Genomic DNA, 17996 nt, shown 5'->3' with positions numbered 1-17996 from the left:
AGGGCGGTCACGCCGAATCCCCTACCAAGAAGCCTATCGGAGACTAAAAATGTTCATCGGTTTGAGGAAGGCTGCCCGGGCTGCGGCGGTCGCCGCCTTGTGCGGCAGCGTCATGTCCGTCCCGGCGATGGCCAAGGACGTGGAATTGACCATGTATTATCCGATCTCGGTGGGCGGTCCGCTGACCAAGGTCATCGACGACATGGTGGGCGAATTCCAGAAGGAAAATCCCGGCGTCAAGGTCAACGCCATCTATGCGGGCAATTATGACGACACCCGCATCAAGGCGCTGGCGGCGCTGAAGTCCGGCCAGGCCGCGCAATTGTCGGTGCTGTTCTCCATCGATGCTTACGAGCTGATGGAACAGGACGCCATCCTGCCCTTCGACGACGTGGTCGAGACCGACGAGGACAAGGCCTGGCTGGCCTCCTTCTATCCGGGCCTGATGGAAAACGGCGTGATCGATGGCAAGACCTGGGGCATCCCGTTCCAGCGCTCGACCATCGTCATGTACTACAACAAGGATGCCTTCCGCGAGGTCGGCCTGGATCCCGAACGTCCGCCGCAGAACTGGGACGAGATGGTCGAGATGGGCAAGAAGCTGACCAAGCCCGACGGCTCGCGCTGGGGGGTGATGATTCCTTCGACCGGTTACGCCTACTGGATGTTCGGCGCCCTGGCCAAGCAGAACGGCGAAGTGCTGATGAGCCGTGACGGCAAGCAGGTCTATTATTCCAATCCCGGCGTGGTCGAGGCGCTGCAGTTCTGGCGCGACCTGGCCGTGACGCACAAGGTCATGCCGCAAGGCACCATCGAATGGGGTACGCTGCGCCAGAACTTCCTGGAAGGCAAGACGGCCATGATGTGGCATTCCACCGGCAACCTGACCGCCGTGAAGAATGACGCCTCCTTCGATTTCGGTGTCGCCATGCTGCCGGGCAACAAGGAGCCGGGCTCGCCGACGGGCGGCGGCAACTTCTACATCTTCAAGAACACCACGCCCGAAGAGCGCAAGGCGGCCATGCAGCTGATCAAGTTCATGACCGCGCCGGAACGTGCCGCCAAGTGGAGCATCGAAACCGGCTATATGGGCGTCAGCCCGGCCTCCTACGAGACCGAAGCCCTGAAGGCCTATGTCAAGGAGTTCCCGCCGGCCGCCGTGGCCCGCGACCAGCTGCAATTCGCCACCGCCGAATTGTCCACCTACGAGACCGGCCGCGTGCGCAAGCTGCTGGATGATGCCATCCAGGCCGTGCTGACCGGTTCCAAGCAGCCCAAGGCCGCCCTGGAAGAAGCCCAGGCCCAGGCCGACCGCCTGCTGCGTTCCTATCGCTGATCATGCCGGACGGGCGGGCCTTTCGGGCCCGCCCGTTGTCTTTCAAGGTTTCGCGAATGACCTCTTCCAGGCTCAACCAAGTCTATGGTTGGCTGCTGCTGCTGCCAGCGGCGGTGCTGCTGGTCGCCTTTACCCATTACCCCACCATCCGCACGCTGGTCGACAGCACCTTTTCCAAGTCCACGGCCACCCGTCCCGCGCGTTTCGTGGGGCTGGACAATTACGCCATGCTGCTGGACGACCCGGTGTTCTGGCAGGTGGCGGTCAACAACCTGATCTTCGCCCTGGGAACCATTCCCGCCTCCATCGGTCTGGCGCTGGTCATGGCCTTGTGGGTCAACGGCAAGCTGGCGGGCCGGGGCTTCCTGCGCCTAGCCTATTTCACGCCAACCATCCTGCCGATGGTCGCCGTGGCGAATATCTGGCTGTTCTTCTACACGCCCGGCATCGGCCTGATCGACCAAGTGCTGGGTCTGTTCGGCCTGCCCGGGCGGAACTGGCTGGGGGATAGCGCCACCGTGCTGCCCAGCCTGATCGTGATGACGGTGTGGAAGGAAGCCGGCTTCTTCATGATCTTCTATCTGGCCGCCTTGCAGGCGATTCCGCCGGAACTGAAGGAGGCGGCGATGCTGGAAGGCGCCGGGCGCTTCACCTATCTGCGCCGCGTGCTGCTGCCGCTGCTGATGCCGACCACCTTGTTCGTCCTGGTCAATGCGGTGCTCAATTCCTTCAAGCTGGTGGACCACCTGTTCATCCTGACTAAGGGCGGCCCCAACAATGCCAGCAGCCTGCTGCTCTATTACATCTACGAGAACGCCTTCTCGTTCTTCGACACTCCTTACGCCGCGACCCTGACGGCGGTCCTGCTGGCGGTCCTGGCCCTGCTGGCGGCGGGGCAATTCCTGATCCTGGACAAGCGGGTGCATTACCGATGAACGCTTCCGAGCGCTTTTTCCGTGCCGTCGAGACCACGGGCGCCTGGCTTCTGGCGCTGCTGTGGATCGCGCCCCTGCTTTATGCTTTCTGGGCCGCCTTCCACCCTTCGGAATATGCCGTACGCTTCGTCCTGACGGCGCCGCTGACCCTGGACAATTTCGTCCGCGCCTGGGATTTCGCGCCCTTCGCGCGCTATTTCCTGAACACCTTCATCCTGGTCACGTCCATCCTGGCGGCGCAGCTGGTGTTGTGCACCCTGGCGGCCTATGCCTTCGCCCGTTTCGAATTCCCGGGGCGCGAGATCGCCTTTCTGCTGGTCCTGGTGCAGCTGATGATCGTGCCGGAAATCCTGATCGTCGAGAATTACGGCACCATGGCCCGGCTCGGCCTGGTCGATTCCATCCTCGGCATCGGTCTGCCCTACATGGCCAGCGCCTTCGCCATCTTCCTTCTGCGCCAGACCTTCAAGACCATCCCGCGCGAGTTGGAAGAGGCGGCCCGGATCGAAGGCTGCGGTCGGCTGGGTGTGTTGTGGCGCGTCTATGTGCCGCTGTCCAAGCCCACCTATGTCGCCTTCGGCCTCGTCTCGGTCAGCCATCACTGGAACAACTTCCTCTGGCCGCTGATCATCACCAATTCCGTCGAAACCCGCCCCCTGACTGTCGGCCTTGCCATTTTCGGCGCCCCGGAATCCGGCGTGGACTGGTCGATGATCTCGGCGGGGACGTTGATGGCGGTAGCGCCCCTGCTTCTGGCCTTCCTGATCTTCCAGCGGCAGTTCGTCCAGTCCTTCATGCATGCGGGACTGAAGTAGACCGACCTCTTTCCGTCCTGAATGAGATGGCCCCCAGCGTCACCGGACGCTGGGGGCCATTGCGTTTCGAGAGGGCGGGACGGCTCAGTCGGCCGAGACGGAAACCCGCCTTTGCATCTGGTTCAGCGCCACCAGCAGGGCGGTGGAGCTGAAGATGGCGATCACGCTCATGGCCATGCCCAGGCCGGGCGATCCCTGTTCGAACTGGCCGAAGACGAAGGTCGCCACGGTGCTGACGCCCGGCGGGGCCAGCATGATCGAGGAGACCAGCTCGCGCGAGGCGATGGCGAAGACCAGCAGCATCGAGACCATCAAGTTCGGCGCGATCAGCGGCACCAGGATGCGCCGCAGGGTCATGCCGAAACCGGCGCCGCTGACGCGGGCGGCGGCGTCCAGGCTCTCGCCGATCTGGCGCAGGCCAGCTCCGACATAGCGCACGGGATAGGGCAGCAGCAGGCAGACATAGGCCAGCAGCAGGATCGCCATGCTGTTGTAGATGGGCACCGGCCACCATTCCCGGTTCCAGGCCAGGATCAGGCCGACGGCGACGACCATGCCCGGCAGGGCGTTGGGCAGCAGGGACAGGAAATCCATCATCCGGCGGCCGGGCAGGGTGGAACGCACCGTGATGAAGGCCGTCAGCGTGCCCAGCAGTCCGGCGCAGAGGGCCGCGCCGACGGCTAGGGACAGGCTGGTCCGCAAGGCATCCAGCGCGCCGCCCCGATTGGCGAAGATGGCGGCGAAATTCTCCAGCCCCAGATTGTCGGGGGACAGCCCGCCCGACAGGGTGCGGCTGAGGGCGGACAGGATCACCGCGCCGACCGGAATCACCACCGCGACCAGGGACACCGCCGAGAACAGCGCCACGGCCGGCAGGCGCCAGGGGCCCAGCGGCGCGGCCTCATCCCGTGCCGACTTGCCCGCGACCGAGACATAGGTGCGGCGGGTGATGATCCAGTGCTGCAGCAGGAAGGCGCCGAGGGCCAGCACCACCAGCAGCATGGACAGCACGGCGGCGCCCGGCAGGTCGATGGGCCAGTCGGTGAAGCGCAGATGGATCGCCGTCACCAGGACATGGAAACCGGCATGGGCACCCAGGGTGGCGGGCGTGCCGAATTCCTCGATGCTGAGGGCGAAGACGAGCAGCAGGCTGGCCGCCAGGCCGGGCGTCGACAGCGGCAGGGTCACGGTCAGGAAGGCGCGGAGCGGAGAGGCCCCGCAGACCCGCGCCACCGAGGCGAACCGTCCGCCCACCGTCGCCATGGTGCGGGACAGGGCGAAATAGACGACGGGGAACAGATGCAGGCTCATCACCAGCACGATGCCGGTGAAGGAAAAGATCAGGCTGCCGCCGTCGATGCCCAGCAATTGCGTCGAGAATCCGCCCGGCTGCAGGGTCAGGATCCAGGAAAAGGCGCCGACATAGGGCGGCACCATGAAGGGAATGAGCAGCAGCAGGTCCCACAGCGGAGCCGCGGGCAGCTTGGTCAGGCCGCGCAGCACCGCCAGCGGCAGGGCGATGACGAGGCTGCACAACGCCACCGAGATACCGAGCAGGATGGTATTGCCGAGAAGGCCGGGCAGGCGCGGTTCCGACAGGGTGCGGGTGATGCTGCCGAAAGGATCGCGGAAGGACCCTTCCGTCAGGTAAGGGAACAGCGCCTGCAGAAAGACGAACAGCATCGGCAAGGCGACGACCAGCGCCAAGGCGGAGAGGGAAAGGCCCAGGATCAGGCCGCCACCTTGCCGTTCCATTACTGGGCGCCCACGGCCGTCTTGAAGCGGGTCAGCAACTCCTGGCGCTTGGCCGGGGCTTCGTTATGGTCCACTTCCAGAACGGTCAGCTCGCTCCAGCCGGGACGCTTGGCGGCGACATCGGCGCGGGCGGGCAGCATGTAGGTATCGGCGACCATGGCCTGGCCTTCTTCCGACAGCATGTAGTCGATGAACTGCTTCGCCAGGTCGGGAGAACGGGTGGACTTCAGGATCATGGCCGGGCGGGCTTCCAGCACCGTGCCCGAGGCCGGATAGATGACGTCGATGGACTCGCCCTTTTCCTTGGCGGCCAGGGCGATGTAGTCCACGGCACCCATGACGGCGGCCTTGGCGCCTTGCAGCACCGGGTTCAGCGCCTGGGCATTGGCACCGGCGATCACCATGCCGTTGTCCTTCAGCCCGCCGAAGGTCTTCCAGGCGGCATCGGCCTGGGTGGTGACGAGGGCCGAGACCAGGCCATAGGCAGCACCCGAAGCGGCCGGGTCGGGCATGGTCACCGCATCCTTGTAGTCGGGGGCGGCGAGGTCGCTCCAGTCGCTCGGGCGGGGCTTGCCGCTCTTGCTGTTCCAGACGATGGCCAGGGCGGCGGCGCCTTGGGCGACGTAATGGCTATCCTTCAACGAATCCGGAACGGTCTGGGCATTGGGCGAGACATATTCCAGCAGGTCGCCGCGTTCCTTCAGCTCCAGGGCCGATTGCCAGGCGGCGGAGATGACCACGTCCGCCTGCGGGTTGGCGCGTTCGGCCTCGAGGCGGGCCATCACCTTACCGGTGGTGGCCTGGAAAACGTTCACCTTGGTGCCGGTGCTGGCTTCGAAGCCTTTGGCCAGGCGGTCGGCCAGATCGGCGGGACCGGCGGTGTAGAGGGTCAGTTCCTGGGCCGAAGCCGCGGCGGACAGGCCGACGGCCATGCCAATGGCCGCCAAACCCAAGCGGAAGGTCTTGCGCATCGTCTTACTTGCTCCTTGGAGGAAAAGCTCAGGCCGCTGCCGCCGGGAAGAGTCGCAGCCGGTGACGGTCGAGCGCCACTGGCAGGATGTCGCCGCGTGCGGCCGGACGGTCATGCCAGAATTGAAGGACCGGGGCCTGGGAGGACTGGCCCCAGCGTGCCGAAATCTCGTAACGGTCGCCGCGGAAATGGATGTCCTGGACGGTCACCGGCAGATCGGCCTCGTTGGAGGAGGACCGCACGGCCGCGCCCGGAACCATCAGCGTGACGGCGCCGGTCAGGCTGGTGTCGGCGAATTCGACGGCCGGGCCGCCGCTCGCCGGGACGAAATATCCGGCATCGAGCCGCCCTTCGATCAGGCTGCCGGTCTTGAGGAAGCCGGCGACCCAGGGATCGACGGGGTCGTGGAACAGGGTTTCCGGGCGGTCGCACTGGATGATGCGCCCGGCCCGCATGACGGCGATCCGGTCGGCGAGGCTCAGTGCTTCGGCTTGATCATGGGTGACGTAGACGGCGGTGATGCCCAACTCGCGCACCAGGGCGGCGAGGTCGCGGCCCAGGGTGTCGCGCAGCCCGGCGTCCAGGTTGGACAGGGGCTCGTCGAACAGGATGATGGGCGGCTGCGCGACGATGGCCCGCGCCAGGGCCACACGCTGCTGCTGTCCGCCGCTCAATTGGTTGGGAAAGCGTTCGCCCAGCGTGCCGAGCGAGACCTTGTCCAGCGCGGCCTGGACGAGTTCGGCATGCTGGCTGCGCGGGACGCCGCGGGCCTTCAGCGGAAAGGCCACGTTCTCGCGCACGCGCATATGCGGCCACAGGGCGTAATCCTGGAAGACCATGCCGATATTGCGTTTCTCGGCCGGGACGAGATGGCGGTTGGCCATGTCGACCATGGTCTGGCCGCCGAAAAGCACGCGCCCCGTTTCCGGCGCGGCAAGGCCGGCAAGGATGCGCAGCAAGGTGGTCTTGCCGCAGCCCGAAGGCCCAAGCAGCGCGACGAATTCGCCTTGGGCGATATCCAGCGTCACCTGCTGCAAGGCAGGCGAACCCGCGAAATACTTGTTGATCCCGGCAACGGAAATGCCTTTGCCGGCGAGGGATGGCGAGTGATTCATGGCCGGATCATAGCGCCGGCCCTTCAGGCAGATCGTTAAGAATTCATGACATTGTTATTTGCCGGAAAGGCCGAACGGCAAGCAGAAATGCCGGTTTCTGCTTGTCGCCCTTGCGGACTCTTGAGGGAGTTCAGGCCAATTCTTCCACGCAGGATTGCGCACCCCTCGCATAAAGCCGTTCGAGCGCTTGGGTGACTGTGCCGGTGAAGGCGGGATTGGCGGGCAGGTTCTTGCCGAACACTTCCGTGATCTCCAGAAGCCCGGGGACGAGGCGTGCCGGTTCAGGCCCCGTCTCCGCCACGATGGCGGACAGACGCCCGGCCAAGGGGTCGCGGATCTCGATCGGCGCACCCTGTTCGTCGCGGCCGGTGACGAAACGCATCCAGGCGGCGACGCCAAGGGCCAGGCGGTCGATGGGCGCACCGGCCTGCAAGCGCTCGGCGATGGTGCCGAGAAGCCGCTGCGGCAGTTTCTGCGATCCGTCCATGGCGATCTGTAGGGTGCGGTGCTTCAAGGCCGGATTGGCGAAGCGTTCCAGCAGGGCATCCTTGTAGGCCGCCACGTCGAAGCCTTCCGGCAGGTCCAGGGTGGGCGTGACTTCCTGGTCCATCAATTTGCGGATGAAACCGGCGAAGGCGGGATCGGCGATGGTCCGGGCGACGGTTTCATAGCCGGCGAGAGAGCCGAGATAGGCGATGCAGGAATGGCTCGCATTGAGCAGCCGCAGCTTCATCATCTCGAAGGGGCGCACATCCCGCACCATCTGGACGCCTTCCTTCTCCCAGGCCGGGCGCCCGGTGGGGAAGTGGTCTTCGACCACCCACTGGCTGAAGGCCTCGGTCACCACCGGCCAGGCATCGCTGACGCCGAGGCGGCGGGAGACGGCGCTGCGGTCCTCGGGCGTGGTGGCGGGGACGATGCGGTCGACCATGCTGTTGGGGCAGGCCAGCCTTTCCCCGATCCAGCGGGCCAGGGCCGGATCGCGTATTTCCGCGAAACGGTGCAGGACCTTCCTGACGACGTCGCCATTGCCGGGCAGGTTGTCGCAGGACAGCACCGTGAACGGGTCCAGCCCTGCCTTGCGGCGGCGGTCCAGCGCCTCGACCAGGAAGCCCGGCAGCGTCCTGGGCCGGTCGGGATGGGCGAGGTCGTGCAGGATGTCGGGGTGGCGCTCGTCCAGGCTTCCGGTGGCGGGTTCGTGACAATAGCCCTTCTCGGTGACCGTGATGGTGACGATCCGCACGGCGGGCCGCGCCAAGCGTTCCAGCACGGTATCCGGGGCTTCGGGGGCGACGAGGCATTCCGTGACCGCGCCCACCACGCGCAGCCTTTCGCCGTCGGCGCCGCGGCTGACGACGGTATAGAGGCCGTCCTGCAGGGCCAGGGCGTCGCGGGTCTCGGGACTGCGCAGCGAAACCCCGCAGATGCCCCAGGGACCGAAGGCGCGGTTCAGGGCGTCTTCGGTATAGACCGCCTGATGGGCACGGTGAAAGGCGCCCAGGCCGATATGGACGATGCCGGTCTCCAGGGCGTCGCGGTCATAAAGGGGACGTTGGACCTCGGCCGGCAGGGACGGCAGCAGCGCAGCATTGAGGCGGGGCATCATAGTTTGTAGGCCTTCTTGGCGAGTGTATAGGTCAGGTCCACGGCCAGTTCGCAGGCCTCGGTCTCGTCCAGCCGGTGTTCGGCGACGAGGCGGGCGAGGAAGGCGCAATCGACGCGCCGCGCGACGTCGTGCCGGGCGGGAATGGACGGAAAGGCGCGGGTATCGTCGTTGAAGCCGACGGTATTGTAGAAGCCGGCGGTCTCGGTGACCATCTCGCGGTAGCGGCGCATCCCCTCGGGGCTGTCGTGGAACCACCAGGCCGGGCCCAGGCGCAGGGCCGGATAATGCCCGGCCAGCGGCGCCAATTCGCGGGCATAGGTCGTCTCGTCCAGCGTGAACAGGATGATGGTCAGGCCGCGTTCGTTGCCGAAGCGGTCGAGAAGGGGCTTCAGCGCGCGGACGAAATCGGCGGGAACCGGGATGTCGTCTCCCCGGTTCGGTCCGAAGCGGCCGGTCACCAGTGGGTTATGGCTGCGATGGACGCCCGGATGGATCTGCATGACCAGCCCGTCCTCCAGGCTCATGCGCGCCATTTCCGTCAGCATCTGGCCGCGGAACAGCTCGGCCTGTTGCGGCGTGAAGCGGCCGGAGAGGATCGTCTCGAACAGGCGGTCGGCTTCGTCCTGCGGCAGGTCGGCGGTGGTGGCGCTGGGATGGCCGTGGTCGGTGGCGGTGGCGCCCAGGGCCTGGAAGTCGCGCCGCCGCCGCGCCAGCGCCGCCAGATAGCCCGGCCAGCGCAGGGTATCCTCGCCGGTGATCCGCCCCAGGCTTTCCAGGTTCGCAAGGAAACCCGGCGTCTCGGGATCGAGCACCGGATCGGGGCGGAAGGTGGTGATGACCCGCCCCCGCCAGCCCGAATGCGCCAGGGATTTGTGATGTTCCAGCAGGTCGAGCGGGGATTCGGTGGTGGCAAGGACTTCGATGTTGAAGCGTTCGAACAGGGCGCGGGGGCGGAAGTCCGGCTTTGCCAGGCAATCCGCGATCTGGTCGTAGATCGCATCGGCCGTCGCCGCCGAAAGGCTTTGCGTCACCCCGAAGACATGCTCCAGCGAATGTTCCCACCACAGGCGCGTCGGCGTGCCGCGATAGAGGTGCCAGTTCTCGGCCACGATCCGCCAGATGCGGCGGGGATCGGTCTCGACCGGCGCGCCGTCGAGCCGGGGAACGCCCAGGAGTTCGAGCGGAATGCCCTGGCTGTAGAGCATCCGCAGCAGATAGTGGTCGGGCACCACCAGCAGGCTGGCCGGATCGGCGAAGGGTTCGTTCTTCGCGAACCAGGCGGGATCGGTATGACCGTGCGGGCTGATGATGGGCAAGTTGCGGATCTCGGCGTACAGGCGGCGCGCGATCTCCCGCGTCGTGGGATCTGCCGGGAAGAGACGGTCTTCGTTCAGCATGGCAGCCTCACATCAGGGCATTCGGCAGGAACAGCACCAGACCCGGCCAGAGGGCGAGAATGGCCACCACCACCAGAATGGTGAAGATGAAGGGCAGGGATTCCACGATATATTCCTCGACCGGACAGTCGAGCAGGCTGCACACCGTATACATCGCCACGCCGACCGGCGGCGTCACCGAGCCCAGTGTGACGATGGTCATCATCAGGATGCCGAAATGCACCGGGTCGATGCCCAGCGGCGTGACGATGGGCAGGAAGATCGGGGTCAGCAGCAGCACCAGCACGGTGCTTTCGATGAACAGCCCGGCCAGGAACAGGAACAGCAGGATCAGCCCCGTCACCAGCAGCGGCTCGCTGGTCAGCTGGGTCATGGCCGAGGCGATGGATTGCGGCGCCTGCTCGAAGATGATCGCATAGCCGACCATGCCCGAGAACAGGATGATCAGCATGATCAGCCCGGTATCGACCACGGCTTCGCGCAAGGCCTCGCCGACGTCGTTCAGGGTCAGTTCCTTGTGCAGGAAGAAGCCGACGACGGCGGCATAGATGACGGCGAAGGCCCCCACTTCCGAAGGCGTGAACACGCCGCCGCGAATGGCGAAGAGCAGGGCGACGGGGAACAGCAGGGCCCATTTGGCATCGGATACCGCGCGCCAGACGCTGCGGAAGGACGGGCGCTCGACCGTTTCGGGGCGATAGCCGCGCTTATGCGCGATGAGCCAGACCGTCACCATCAGCCCGACCATGATCATCAGGCCCGGAATGACGCCGGCCAGGAACAGGCGGCCGATCGAGACATTGCCGACGAAGCCGTAGAGGATCAGCCCCAGGCTGGGCGGGATGGTGGCGGTGATCAGGGCGCTGACGGCAATGGTCGCCGAGGTGAAGCCCCGGGAATAGCCGCGCTTGATCAGGCTGGGGCCGAGGATACGGGCCTCCATGGCCGCGTCGGCCACGGCCGAGCCAGAGACGCCGCCCATCAGCGTCGACAGCACCACGCAGACCTGGGCCAGACCGCCCGCCATCCAGGAGACCAGCACGTTGGAACAGGCGATCAGCCGGGTGGTGATCCCCGTGCGGTTCATCATGTGGCCGGCCAGCACGAAGAAGGGCACGGCCAGCAGCGGAAAGCTCTGCGATGCCGTCGCCACCTGCTGGACCCCGATGGAAGGGGGGATGATGCCGTTGGTGAGGAAGAAGGAAAAGCCGGCGATGCCGATGGCGAAAGCGATCGGAACACCCAGGGCCATCAAAAGGAAGAAGCTGAGTCCGAGCAGGGTCATGGCGCGACCTCTTTGGCCTGGGACTGTTGGGGCGCTGCGGCGGGGCTGAAGACCGGCTGGGGCTTCTTCCAGGACTGGAGGGTCTTCAGCATCTGGCCGAGCAGCGTGATGGAGAGCAGCAGGCAGCCCACCGGAACGGCCGCGGTGACGAAGCCGTAGCTGATGCCGCTGTCACCGAATTGCCGCTCGAGATTCATCATGGTGAGGCGGTAACCCATCACCGTCATGGTCAGCAGGAAGGTGACCACGATGGAGCTCAGGATCAGGTCGAGCACCGCCCGAAGCCGCGCGGGCAGGTGCTTGACCAGGTAATCGATGCCGATATGGGCGCGTTTCCTCAGCGCCATGTCGGCGCCAAGGAAACTGACCCAGACGAACAGAAGCTGCGCCACGTCCACGGACCAGACCAAAGGGTGCCCGAACCAGCGCATGACGCCCGCTGCGAAGACGAGAAGCACGATGATTGCGAGGAGGAGGGAGGCGATGGCCGTCTCCACCTTGTGAATCCACGACGTCATGGCAGAAATCCTTTGGACATGACGAAACCGGGACGCCGAGGCGTCAGTTCTGGAGAAGCTGCACGACCTGCTGGTAGAGATCGCTATAGCCGAGCTTCTCGTAGACCGGTTGCGTAGCCTCGCGGAACGGGGTGACGTCGATTTCCGTGACCGTCATGCCTTGTTCCTGCATCTGGCGCTCGTAATCCGCCAGGGCGGCCTCGGTCGCGCGCGAGGCGTTGTCGCCGGCCTTCAGGGCTTCTTCCTTCAGGACCTGCTGGAAGTCGGCGGGCAGGTTGTCGAACCAGGCGGCGCTGGTGACGATGCCGGTGATCAGGTTGATATGCCCGGTCTTGGTGACGTGGCTGGTCACTTCATAGAGGCGCGCGCCATAGCTGGCGGGATGCTGCGCCTCGACCCCGTCGATCACCCGCTGCTGCAGGGCGGTATAGACTTCGGACCAGCCCAGCGGCGTCGGCGTGGCGCCCATGGCGCGGATGGTTTCCATCCAGACCGGCGCGCCGGGGGTGCGCATGCGGATGCCGTTCAGGTCGGCCGGGACCGTGACCGGCTTGTTGGTCAGCAGGTGACGTTCGCCCTGCCACCAGTTGAAGGACAGGATCTGGTGGCCCGAAGCGGTACGCAGCTTCTCGGACCATTCGTCGAAGAGGGGAGAGGTGACGACCTTGCGGATGCCTTCGAAACCCTGCGCCAGATAGGGCGCGCCCAGGATGCCGAATTCCTTCACGAAGACGGCCAGGCGCCCGCCGTCGACCACGACGGCAACGCCCGCGCCTGCACGCGCCTGTTCCAGGACGTCCTCGTCCTTGCCCAACTGCGAGCCGGGGAACAGGCGAACGGCGACCTTGCCGTCGGTGCGCTGTTCCACATTCTGCTTGAATTCTTCCAGGCCCTTGTAGAGGGGATCGTCCTGCGTCAGGGCCGTGTTGACGTTAAGGGTGTAGTCGGCAGCCATGGCGTATCCGCCGATGGTCGTCAGGGCCAATCCCAAGGCCGCCGCCCGCCAAGTGCGCGAAATGATGCTCATTTCGTCCTCCCGAATGTGCCTGCCTCTGATGGCAAGGCGTTCTTGATCTATGACTGGTATGGTAGTATAGAAGAATGGTGGTTGGCAATGGGCAGAATGGGGATCCATCCAACGAGGGGTGGTAAAAGGCCGGCCGGGAATGACAGGGAGACGAAAAATGCTAACGAAGATCGAGCCGAACTCGACCGAGCCCGTGGCGCGCCGCGTGTTTCGCGACTTGCGTCAAGCCATCGTGACGATGCAGTTCAGCCCGGGTCAGCCCCTTTCCGAACAGGAGGTGGCGACCCAATTGGGTGTGAGCCGCCAGCCGGTCCGCGAAGCCTTCATCAAGCTGGGCGAGGCCGGGCTGGTGACCATCCGCCCGCAACGGGGGACCTTCGTCGTCAAGATTTCCACCAAGCAGGTACTGGATGCGCGCTTCGTGCGCGAAGCCGTCGAACTGGCGGTGGTGCGCAAGGCCAGCCAGGGCCTGCCTTCGGACATCATCCGCGAATTGCGCCGCAATCTCGCGGAGCAGCGGCAGGCCGCCGAGGAACAGCGCCATGACGGCTTCCTGGAACTGGACGAGGCCTTCCATCGCCTGATCGCCCTGGGGGTGGAAGGGGAATATGCCTGGCGGGTGGTGGAGGAGACCAAGGCCCAGATGGACCGGGTGCGCTATCTCAGCCTGCCCCATGCCACGCCGCTGAACCGGCTGATCGGGCAGCACGAGGCGGTGCTCGAATGCATCGAGGCGCGGAAGCCGGATGCGGCCGAAGCGGCCATGCGGACCCATCTGCGGGAAATCCTGACCTCGCTGCCCGAACTGGCGCAGCGTTTCCCCGACCTGTTCGAAAGCGATACGGCGGTGCCCATGCATTCCGCCCGAATCGCCTGATTCAAGCCTTCTGGGAGTCCGCGTTCATGAAAATCCATAGCGCCTCGGTCATCGTCACGTCCCCGGGGCGGAACTTTGTGACACTGAAGATCGTGACCGATGACGGCGTGTACGGCATTGGCGATGCCACGCTGAACGGCCGCGAACTGGCCGTGGCATCCTATCTCAACGATCACGTCATTCCCTGCCTGATCGGCCGTGATCCCCATCAGATCGAGGATATCTGGCAATATCTCTACAAGGGCGCCTATTGGCGGCGCGGGCCGGTGACCATGGCGGCGATCGCCGCCGTCGATACCGCCCTGTGGGATATCAAGGCCAAGGTCGCCGGTCTGCCGCTCTACCAGCTTCTGGGCGGGCGCAGCCGGGCCGGGGTGATGGTCTATGCGCACGCCAACGGCCGGGATGTGAGCGAGACCCTGGACCGCGTCGGCGAATATATCGAAAAGGGCTACAAGGCCATCCGCGCCCAGTCGGGCATTCCCGGCCTGGACGGCGTCTATGGCGTGGCGAAGGGGAAATTCTACGAGCCCGCGACCAAGGGCCTGCCCCAGGAATCGACCTGGTCGACCGAGCGCTACCTGGATTTCGTGCCGACCCTGTTCGAGGCGCTGCGCGTCAAATACGGGATGGAGCCGCATCTGCTGCACGACGTGCATCACCGCCTGACTCCCATCGAGGCGGCGCGGCTGGGCAAGGCGCTGGAGCCCTATCGTCTGTTCTGGATGGAGGACCCGACTCCGGCGGAGAACCAGGAGGCCTTCCGCCTGATCCGCCAGCATACGGTGACGCCGGTCGCGGTGGGCGAGGTATTCAACACCATCTGGGACTGCAAGACGCTGATCGAGGAACAGCTGATCGACTATATCCGGGCCTCGCTGGTTCATGCCGGGGGCATCACCCATCTGCGCCGGATCGCCGATCTTGCCGCCCTCTACCAGATACGCACCGGCAGCCATGGCGCAACCGACCTGTCGCCGGTCTGCATGGGCGCGGCCCTGCATTTCGACCTGTGGGTGCCGAATTTCGGCATTCAGGAGCACATGGCTCATTGCCCGGAGACCGACGAGGTCTTTCCCCACGCCTACAGCTTCAAGGGCGGCTATATGCATCCGGGCGAGGTGCCGGGCCATGGCGTCGATATCGACGAGAAGCTGGCGGCGAAATATCCCTACAACCCCGCCTATCTGCCCGTCGCCCGCCTGGAAGACGGAACGCTGTGGAACTGGTGAGGTTCTGCCTGCAATGAATCGTCACCCCCGCGAAAGCGGGGGGCCATGCTGAGGCGCCGCGAAGCGGCGTCTCGAAGCATGGGCAAGCGCTCCGCCTCTTTAAAAGCAAAGGCCAGGCGCGAGAGCCTTTCCTCTGCTTATTCCTGCTCCTTGGGTGTGGGGGCGTCCAGCCGCACCAGGTTCAGCGCGTCCTTCAGGCGGCGGAGATGGGGGTAGAGGGCCGGGCCGCGCCGCAGCGCCACGCCGATTTCCAGGATATCGACGACGACCAGTTGCAGCAGGCGCGAGGTCATGGGCGTGTAATGCTCGGTGTCCTCGATGACCGGCAGGCAGATCGGATGGCTGGCCGTTCGCGCCACCGGCGTGTCGGCGGTGGTGACGGCGATGACGCTGGCGCCCCGCTGCCGGGCCATGCGGGCCGCCGTGATGATTTCCCGGGCGCGGCCGCTATAGGAGAAGGAGATGAGGACGTCTCCGGCCACTAGGCTGGCGGCCGACATGATCTGCATATGCGGATCGACGCTGGCCGTCACCGGCACGTTGAGGCGGAAGAGCTTGTTCTGGGCGTCCAGGGCGACGGCGCCCGAGGCTCCCACGCCCTGGATCTCGATCCGCGGAGCGGCGGCCAGCACGTCCACGGCGCGCTCGACCTCCGTCCAGGACATGCGGGTCTTGAGTTCCGTGACGGCGGCGATGGTCTGGTCGCAGATCTTGGTGGCGACGGTGGCAAGGCTGTCCTCGGGCGTGATGCCCTGGCGGATATAGGAGGCACCGATGGCGATGGATTGCGCCAGGGTCAGCTTGAAGTCCTGGAAGCCTTCGCAGCCGATGGCCCGGCAGAAACGCAGCACCGTCGGTTCGCTGACGCCGCATTGCCCGGCCAGGGTGGAGATGCTCATGGAGATGGCGGCCTGGGGATGGGCGAGGACGTAATTGGCGACTTTCGCTTCCGAGCGGCGCATCTGGCCGCGCAGGGCGTGGATGCGCTCGAAGACCGGCCCTTCGCCGCCGTTCATCGGCTCTCCCCGCCGGGGGCGTGTGCGAGACGGGCATGGGCGATGGCGGGGGAGGCGAAGGCGATCCGCCGCCCGGCCTGGTCCGTTTCCGGAAGGGTCAGGTAAAGCACGTCGCCTTCCGCCGTGACCGCGCCGCCGCCCGCCCGGGCAGCGGCTTCCGCCTCGGCGGCGGGATCGTCGCTCAGGATCACCTCTTCGCCGAAGGCCTGGCGCCACGCTGCCGACAGGGAAATGGGGGCCGCTGCCGCCGGGCCGGACAGGCAGGTCTGCCAAAGGCCGGCCCAAATGGCGGCGGTCTTCGGGTCATGCAGGCACAGGCATTCGACCCGTTCCAGCCGGGCGGCGCGTTCCATCAGCTGGATGTCGGCCTCGTGCTCGCGCGGGACATGGGGGTCCTCGAAGAAGAGGACGTGATCGCAGCGCCGACGGAGGATTTCCCGTGCGATCTCGGCGTCGCCGCCCATCGGGCCGCTCTGGACATGGTCGATCCAGTCCTCTTGCAGCGACAGGCGTTCGGCCAGGGCCTGGGCGCGCGAGGCCAGTTCGTCCGTCCCCTCGCTCAGACGCCGCGACGGGGCCCGGCCATTGAGCAGCGAGGCCGTCGTTCCCGTGGCAAGGCGCCGCCCGAACAGGGTCAGCAGGCCATGATGCTGGAGGGCGAAGTCCAGCATCTCGCCCTTGCGGGTATCATGCGCCACCAGGGCGACGGTCCGGGTGCGCAGGAAATCCATGGCCGCCTCGTTATCCTGCCGGACCGGCGGGGCGGGCAAAGTCTTGTCGTCCTTGCGGGCGAGCCAATGCAGGCAAAGCCATTCCCAGGCCGTGGCATAGGTCCCCAGATAGGGCTTGCCATGGACCACGCATTGGCGTTTCAGGGCCGTCGTCTCGGGATAGGACGAGCTGGGATCGTCGGGGTCGGAAAGATGGATCACCCAGTCGAGGGCCGTCTCGTCCGTGCTGACCACGGCGGCCACCAGCCAGACCATCTGTTCCAGGCGTCCGCCGGGAACGACCTCGATCGCCGTCAGCCGCTGGTGCAGGCCGTGGCGCCGCAGGGAATCCGCGCAGTCGGGCGTGGTGACGATGGTTGCGCCCAGCGCCCGCAGCAGGGGCGCCATCTCGCGGAGGAGCAGGATGACCGGGCTGGCCGGGCCGGTGACTAGGCTTCTGCTGGCGGCAAGGCCGATCCGCAGGGCGGGGGAAGGTGTTGTGGTCCCGTCGTTCATTCCATGCTCTCCGGCGTAAACGGCATTGGGGGCAGGTTAGGGCAGGGTGGAGCCCCGTGCAATACGATTTGTAGGATTTTTACAAGAAACTCCGGTGACAAGGACGGGTTAACGGGGCGTTCGGCGTTGTCTTGAGGGTTTTATGTAGTATAAAAACATAAAGCGCACGGGATCGGCCGTCGCAGCCCCGGGAGGCCTGTCCATGACCACCGCCCTTTCCATCCTCGACCGGCTCGTCCAGTTCGGCGTCGTGCCGGTGATCCGCATGTCTTCCGCCGAATATGCCCGAACCGCCGTGGAATGGCTGTCCGAAGCCGGTTTCGGGACCTTCGAGATCACTTTGACCACGCCCGGCGCCATGGATCTCATCGCCGAATTCTCGGCGCGCGGCGACAGGCTGATTGGTGCCGGAACGGTGATGACGGCCGAGGCCGTGGCGGAGGCCGTTGCCGCCGGGGCGCGTTATGTCGTTTCGCCCTGCGTGGTGTCCGAGGTGGGAGAAGCCTGCCGGGAGCTTGGAATCGCCTGCCTGATGGGGGCCTTGACCCCGACCGAGATCCATCAGGCCCTCGCCGCCGGAGCCGCGGCGGTCAAGATCTTTCCCGCCTCGACCGTCGGTCCGGCGCATCTCAAGGCCATGCGCTCGGTCTTCCCCGGCGTGTCCTTCATGCCCACCGGCGGGCTGGATGCCGATAATGTCGGGGAATGGCTGAAGGCCGGGGCCGCCTGCATCGGTGCCGGCGGAAAACTGGTCGATGAAGGCCTGGTCGCGCGTGGAGACAAGGCGGCAATCCAGGCGACGGCCCGGCGGATGCAGGAGGCTTATGCCACGGCCCGCAAAGACTTTGGAAGGGAAGGGGTGATTTAATATTATTGTAACATAAAT

The 17996-nt window shown here is 65.7% G+C and carries 16 protein-coding genes; 6 read left to right on the top strand and 10 right to left on the bottom strand.

Annotated features, from left to right (window positions below; all coding sequences use genetic code 11):
• The first annotated feature begins 49 nt into the window (after positions 1-49).
• Genes EPD66_RS05810 through EPD66_RS05800 form a run of 3 tightly spaced genes read left to right on the top strand, consistent with a single transcriptional unit; the run spans position 50 to position 3086 of the window.
• Complete coding sequence (locus EPD66_RS05810; RefSeq protein ID WP_142847540.1) at positions 50-1336, top strand: ABC transporter substrate-binding protein; 1287 nt, start codon at positions 50-52, stop codon at positions 1334-1336.
• A 56-nt stretch (positions 1337-1392) separates the two neighbouring features.
• A complete protein-coding gene (locus EPD66_RS05805; RefSeq protein WP_142847539.1) occupies positions 1393-2271 on the top strand; it encodes a carbohydrate ABC transporter permease in 879 nt (292 codons plus the stop codon).
• Complete coding sequence (locus EPD66_RS05800; RefSeq protein ID WP_142847538.1) at positions 2268-3086, top strand: carbohydrate ABC transporter permease; 819 nt, start codon at positions 2268-2270, stop codon at positions 3084-3086. The genes EPD66_RS05805 and EPD66_RS05800 overlap by 4 nt, the downstream gene beginning before the upstream one ends.
• Positions 3087-3170: 84 nt before the next feature.
• On the opposite strand, the gene EPD66_RS05795 is transcribed toward EPD66_RS05800, so the two are convergent.
• From EPD66_RS05795 to EPD66_RS05760, 8 genes are all read right to left on the bottom strand, one after another.
• Entirely contained in the window at positions 3171-4841 is a 1671-nt protein-coding gene (locus EPD66_RS05795) for an iron ABC transporter permease (protein WP_142847537.1), read from the bottom strand.
• Positions 4841-5812 (bottom strand): ABC transporter substrate-binding protein, encoded by a 972-nt coding sequence (locus EPD66_RS05790; RefSeq protein ID WP_142847536.1) that lies wholly within the window; start codon positions 5810-5812, stop codon positions 4841-4843. Before EPD66_RS05790 ends, EPD66_RS05795 begins: the two co-directional genes overlap by 1 nt.
• A 28-nt stretch (positions 5813-5840) precedes the next feature.
• Positions 5841-6926, bottom strand: coding sequence for an ABC transporter ATP-binding protein (locus EPD66_RS05785; protein ID WP_142847535.1), 1086 nt, complete (start codon positions 6924-6926; stop codon positions 5841-5843).
• Between the two features lie 130 nt (positions 6927-7056).
• Entirely contained in the window at positions 7057-8532 is a 1476-nt protein-coding gene (locus EPD66_RS05780; RefSeq protein WP_221930885.1) for a mannitol dehydrogenase family protein, read from the bottom strand.
• Entirely contained in the window at positions 8529-9929 is a 1401-nt protein-coding gene (gene uxaC, locus EPD66_RS05775; RefSeq protein ID WP_142847534.1) for a glucuronate isomerase, read from the bottom strand. The genes EPD66_RS05780 and uxaC overlap by 4 nt, the downstream gene beginning before the upstream one ends.
• Before the next feature lie 7 nt (positions 9930-9936).
• Positions 9937-11214, bottom strand: a complete 1278-nt coding sequence (locus tag EPD66_RS05770; RefSeq protein WP_142847533.1) for a TRAP transporter large permease — start codon at positions 11212-11214, stop codon at positions 9937-9939.
• Positions 11211-11732 (bottom strand): TRAP transporter small permease, encoded by a 522-nt coding sequence (locus tag EPD66_RS05765; protein WP_142847532.1) that lies wholly within the window; start codon positions 11730-11732, stop codon positions 11211-11213. Before EPD66_RS05765 ends, EPD66_RS05770 begins: the two co-directional genes overlap by 4 nt.
• Positions 11733-11775: 43 nt before the next feature.
• Positions 11776-12759: a C4-dicarboxylate TRAP transporter substrate-binding protein gene (locus EPD66_RS05760; protein ID WP_142847531.1), complete on the bottom strand. Its 984-nt coding sequence runs from the start codon at positions 12757-12759 to the stop codon at positions 11776-11778.
• Between the two features lie 157 nt (positions 12760-12916).
• Between EPD66_RS05760 and EPD66_RS05755 the strand changes: the two genes are divergently transcribed.
• Together EPD66_RS05755 and manD are read left to right on the top strand one after the other, a co-directional pair.
• On the top strand, positions 12917-13636 hold the full coding sequence (locus tag EPD66_RS05755; RefSeq protein WP_142847530.1) for a GntR family transcriptional regulator: 720 nt from the start codon (positions 12917-12919) through the stop codon (positions 13634-13636).
• A 26-nt stretch (positions 13637-13662) separates the two neighbouring features.
• Positions 13663-14868, top strand: coding sequence for a D-mannonate dehydratase ManD (gene manD / locus EPD66_RS05750; protein WP_142847529.1), 1206 nt, complete (start codon positions 13663-13665; stop codon positions 14866-14868).
• A 137-nt stretch (positions 14869-15005) separates the two neighbouring features.
• Here the strand turns inward: manD and hexR are convergent, their stop codons facing one another.
• Both hexR and EPD66_RS05740 read right to left on the bottom strand, forming a co-directional pair.
• On the bottom strand, positions 15006-15884 hold the full coding sequence (gene hexR / locus EPD66_RS05745) for a transcriptional regulator HexR (RefSeq protein ID WP_142847528.1): 879 nt from the start codon (positions 15882-15884) through the stop codon (positions 15006-15008).
• Positions 15881-17110 carry a methylglyoxal synthase gene (locus tag EPD66_RS05740; protein ID WP_142847527.1) on the bottom strand — a complete coding sequence of 410 codons (1230 nt, stop codon included), beginning with the start codon at positions 17108-17110 and terminating at the stop codon, positions 15881-15883. The genes hexR and EPD66_RS05740 overlap by 4 nt, the downstream gene beginning before the upstream one ends.
• A 202-nt stretch (positions 17111-17312) precedes the next feature.
• Here EPD66_RS05740 and EPD66_RS05735 point away from each other — a divergent pair, with 202 nt between their 5' ends.
• Positions 17313-17978, top strand: coding sequence for a bifunctional 4-hydroxy-2-oxoglutarate aldolase/2-dehydro-3-deoxy-phosphogluconate aldolase (locus tag EPD66_RS05735; protein ID WP_142847526.1), 666 nt, complete (start codon positions 17313-17315; stop codon positions 17976-17978).
• Positions 17979-17996: the final 18 nt, after the last annotated feature.

It is taken from the genome of Telmatospirillum sp. J64-1 (assembly GCF_006980715.1).
Classification (GTDB): Bacteria; Pseudomonadota; Alphaproteobacteria; order Rhodospirillales; family Magnetospirillaceae; genus Oleiliquidispirillum; species Oleiliquidispirillum nitrogeniifigens.
The sequence above is the reverse complement of the archived record's forward strand: the minus strand, read 5'-3'. Positions and strand labels throughout refer to the sequence as shown.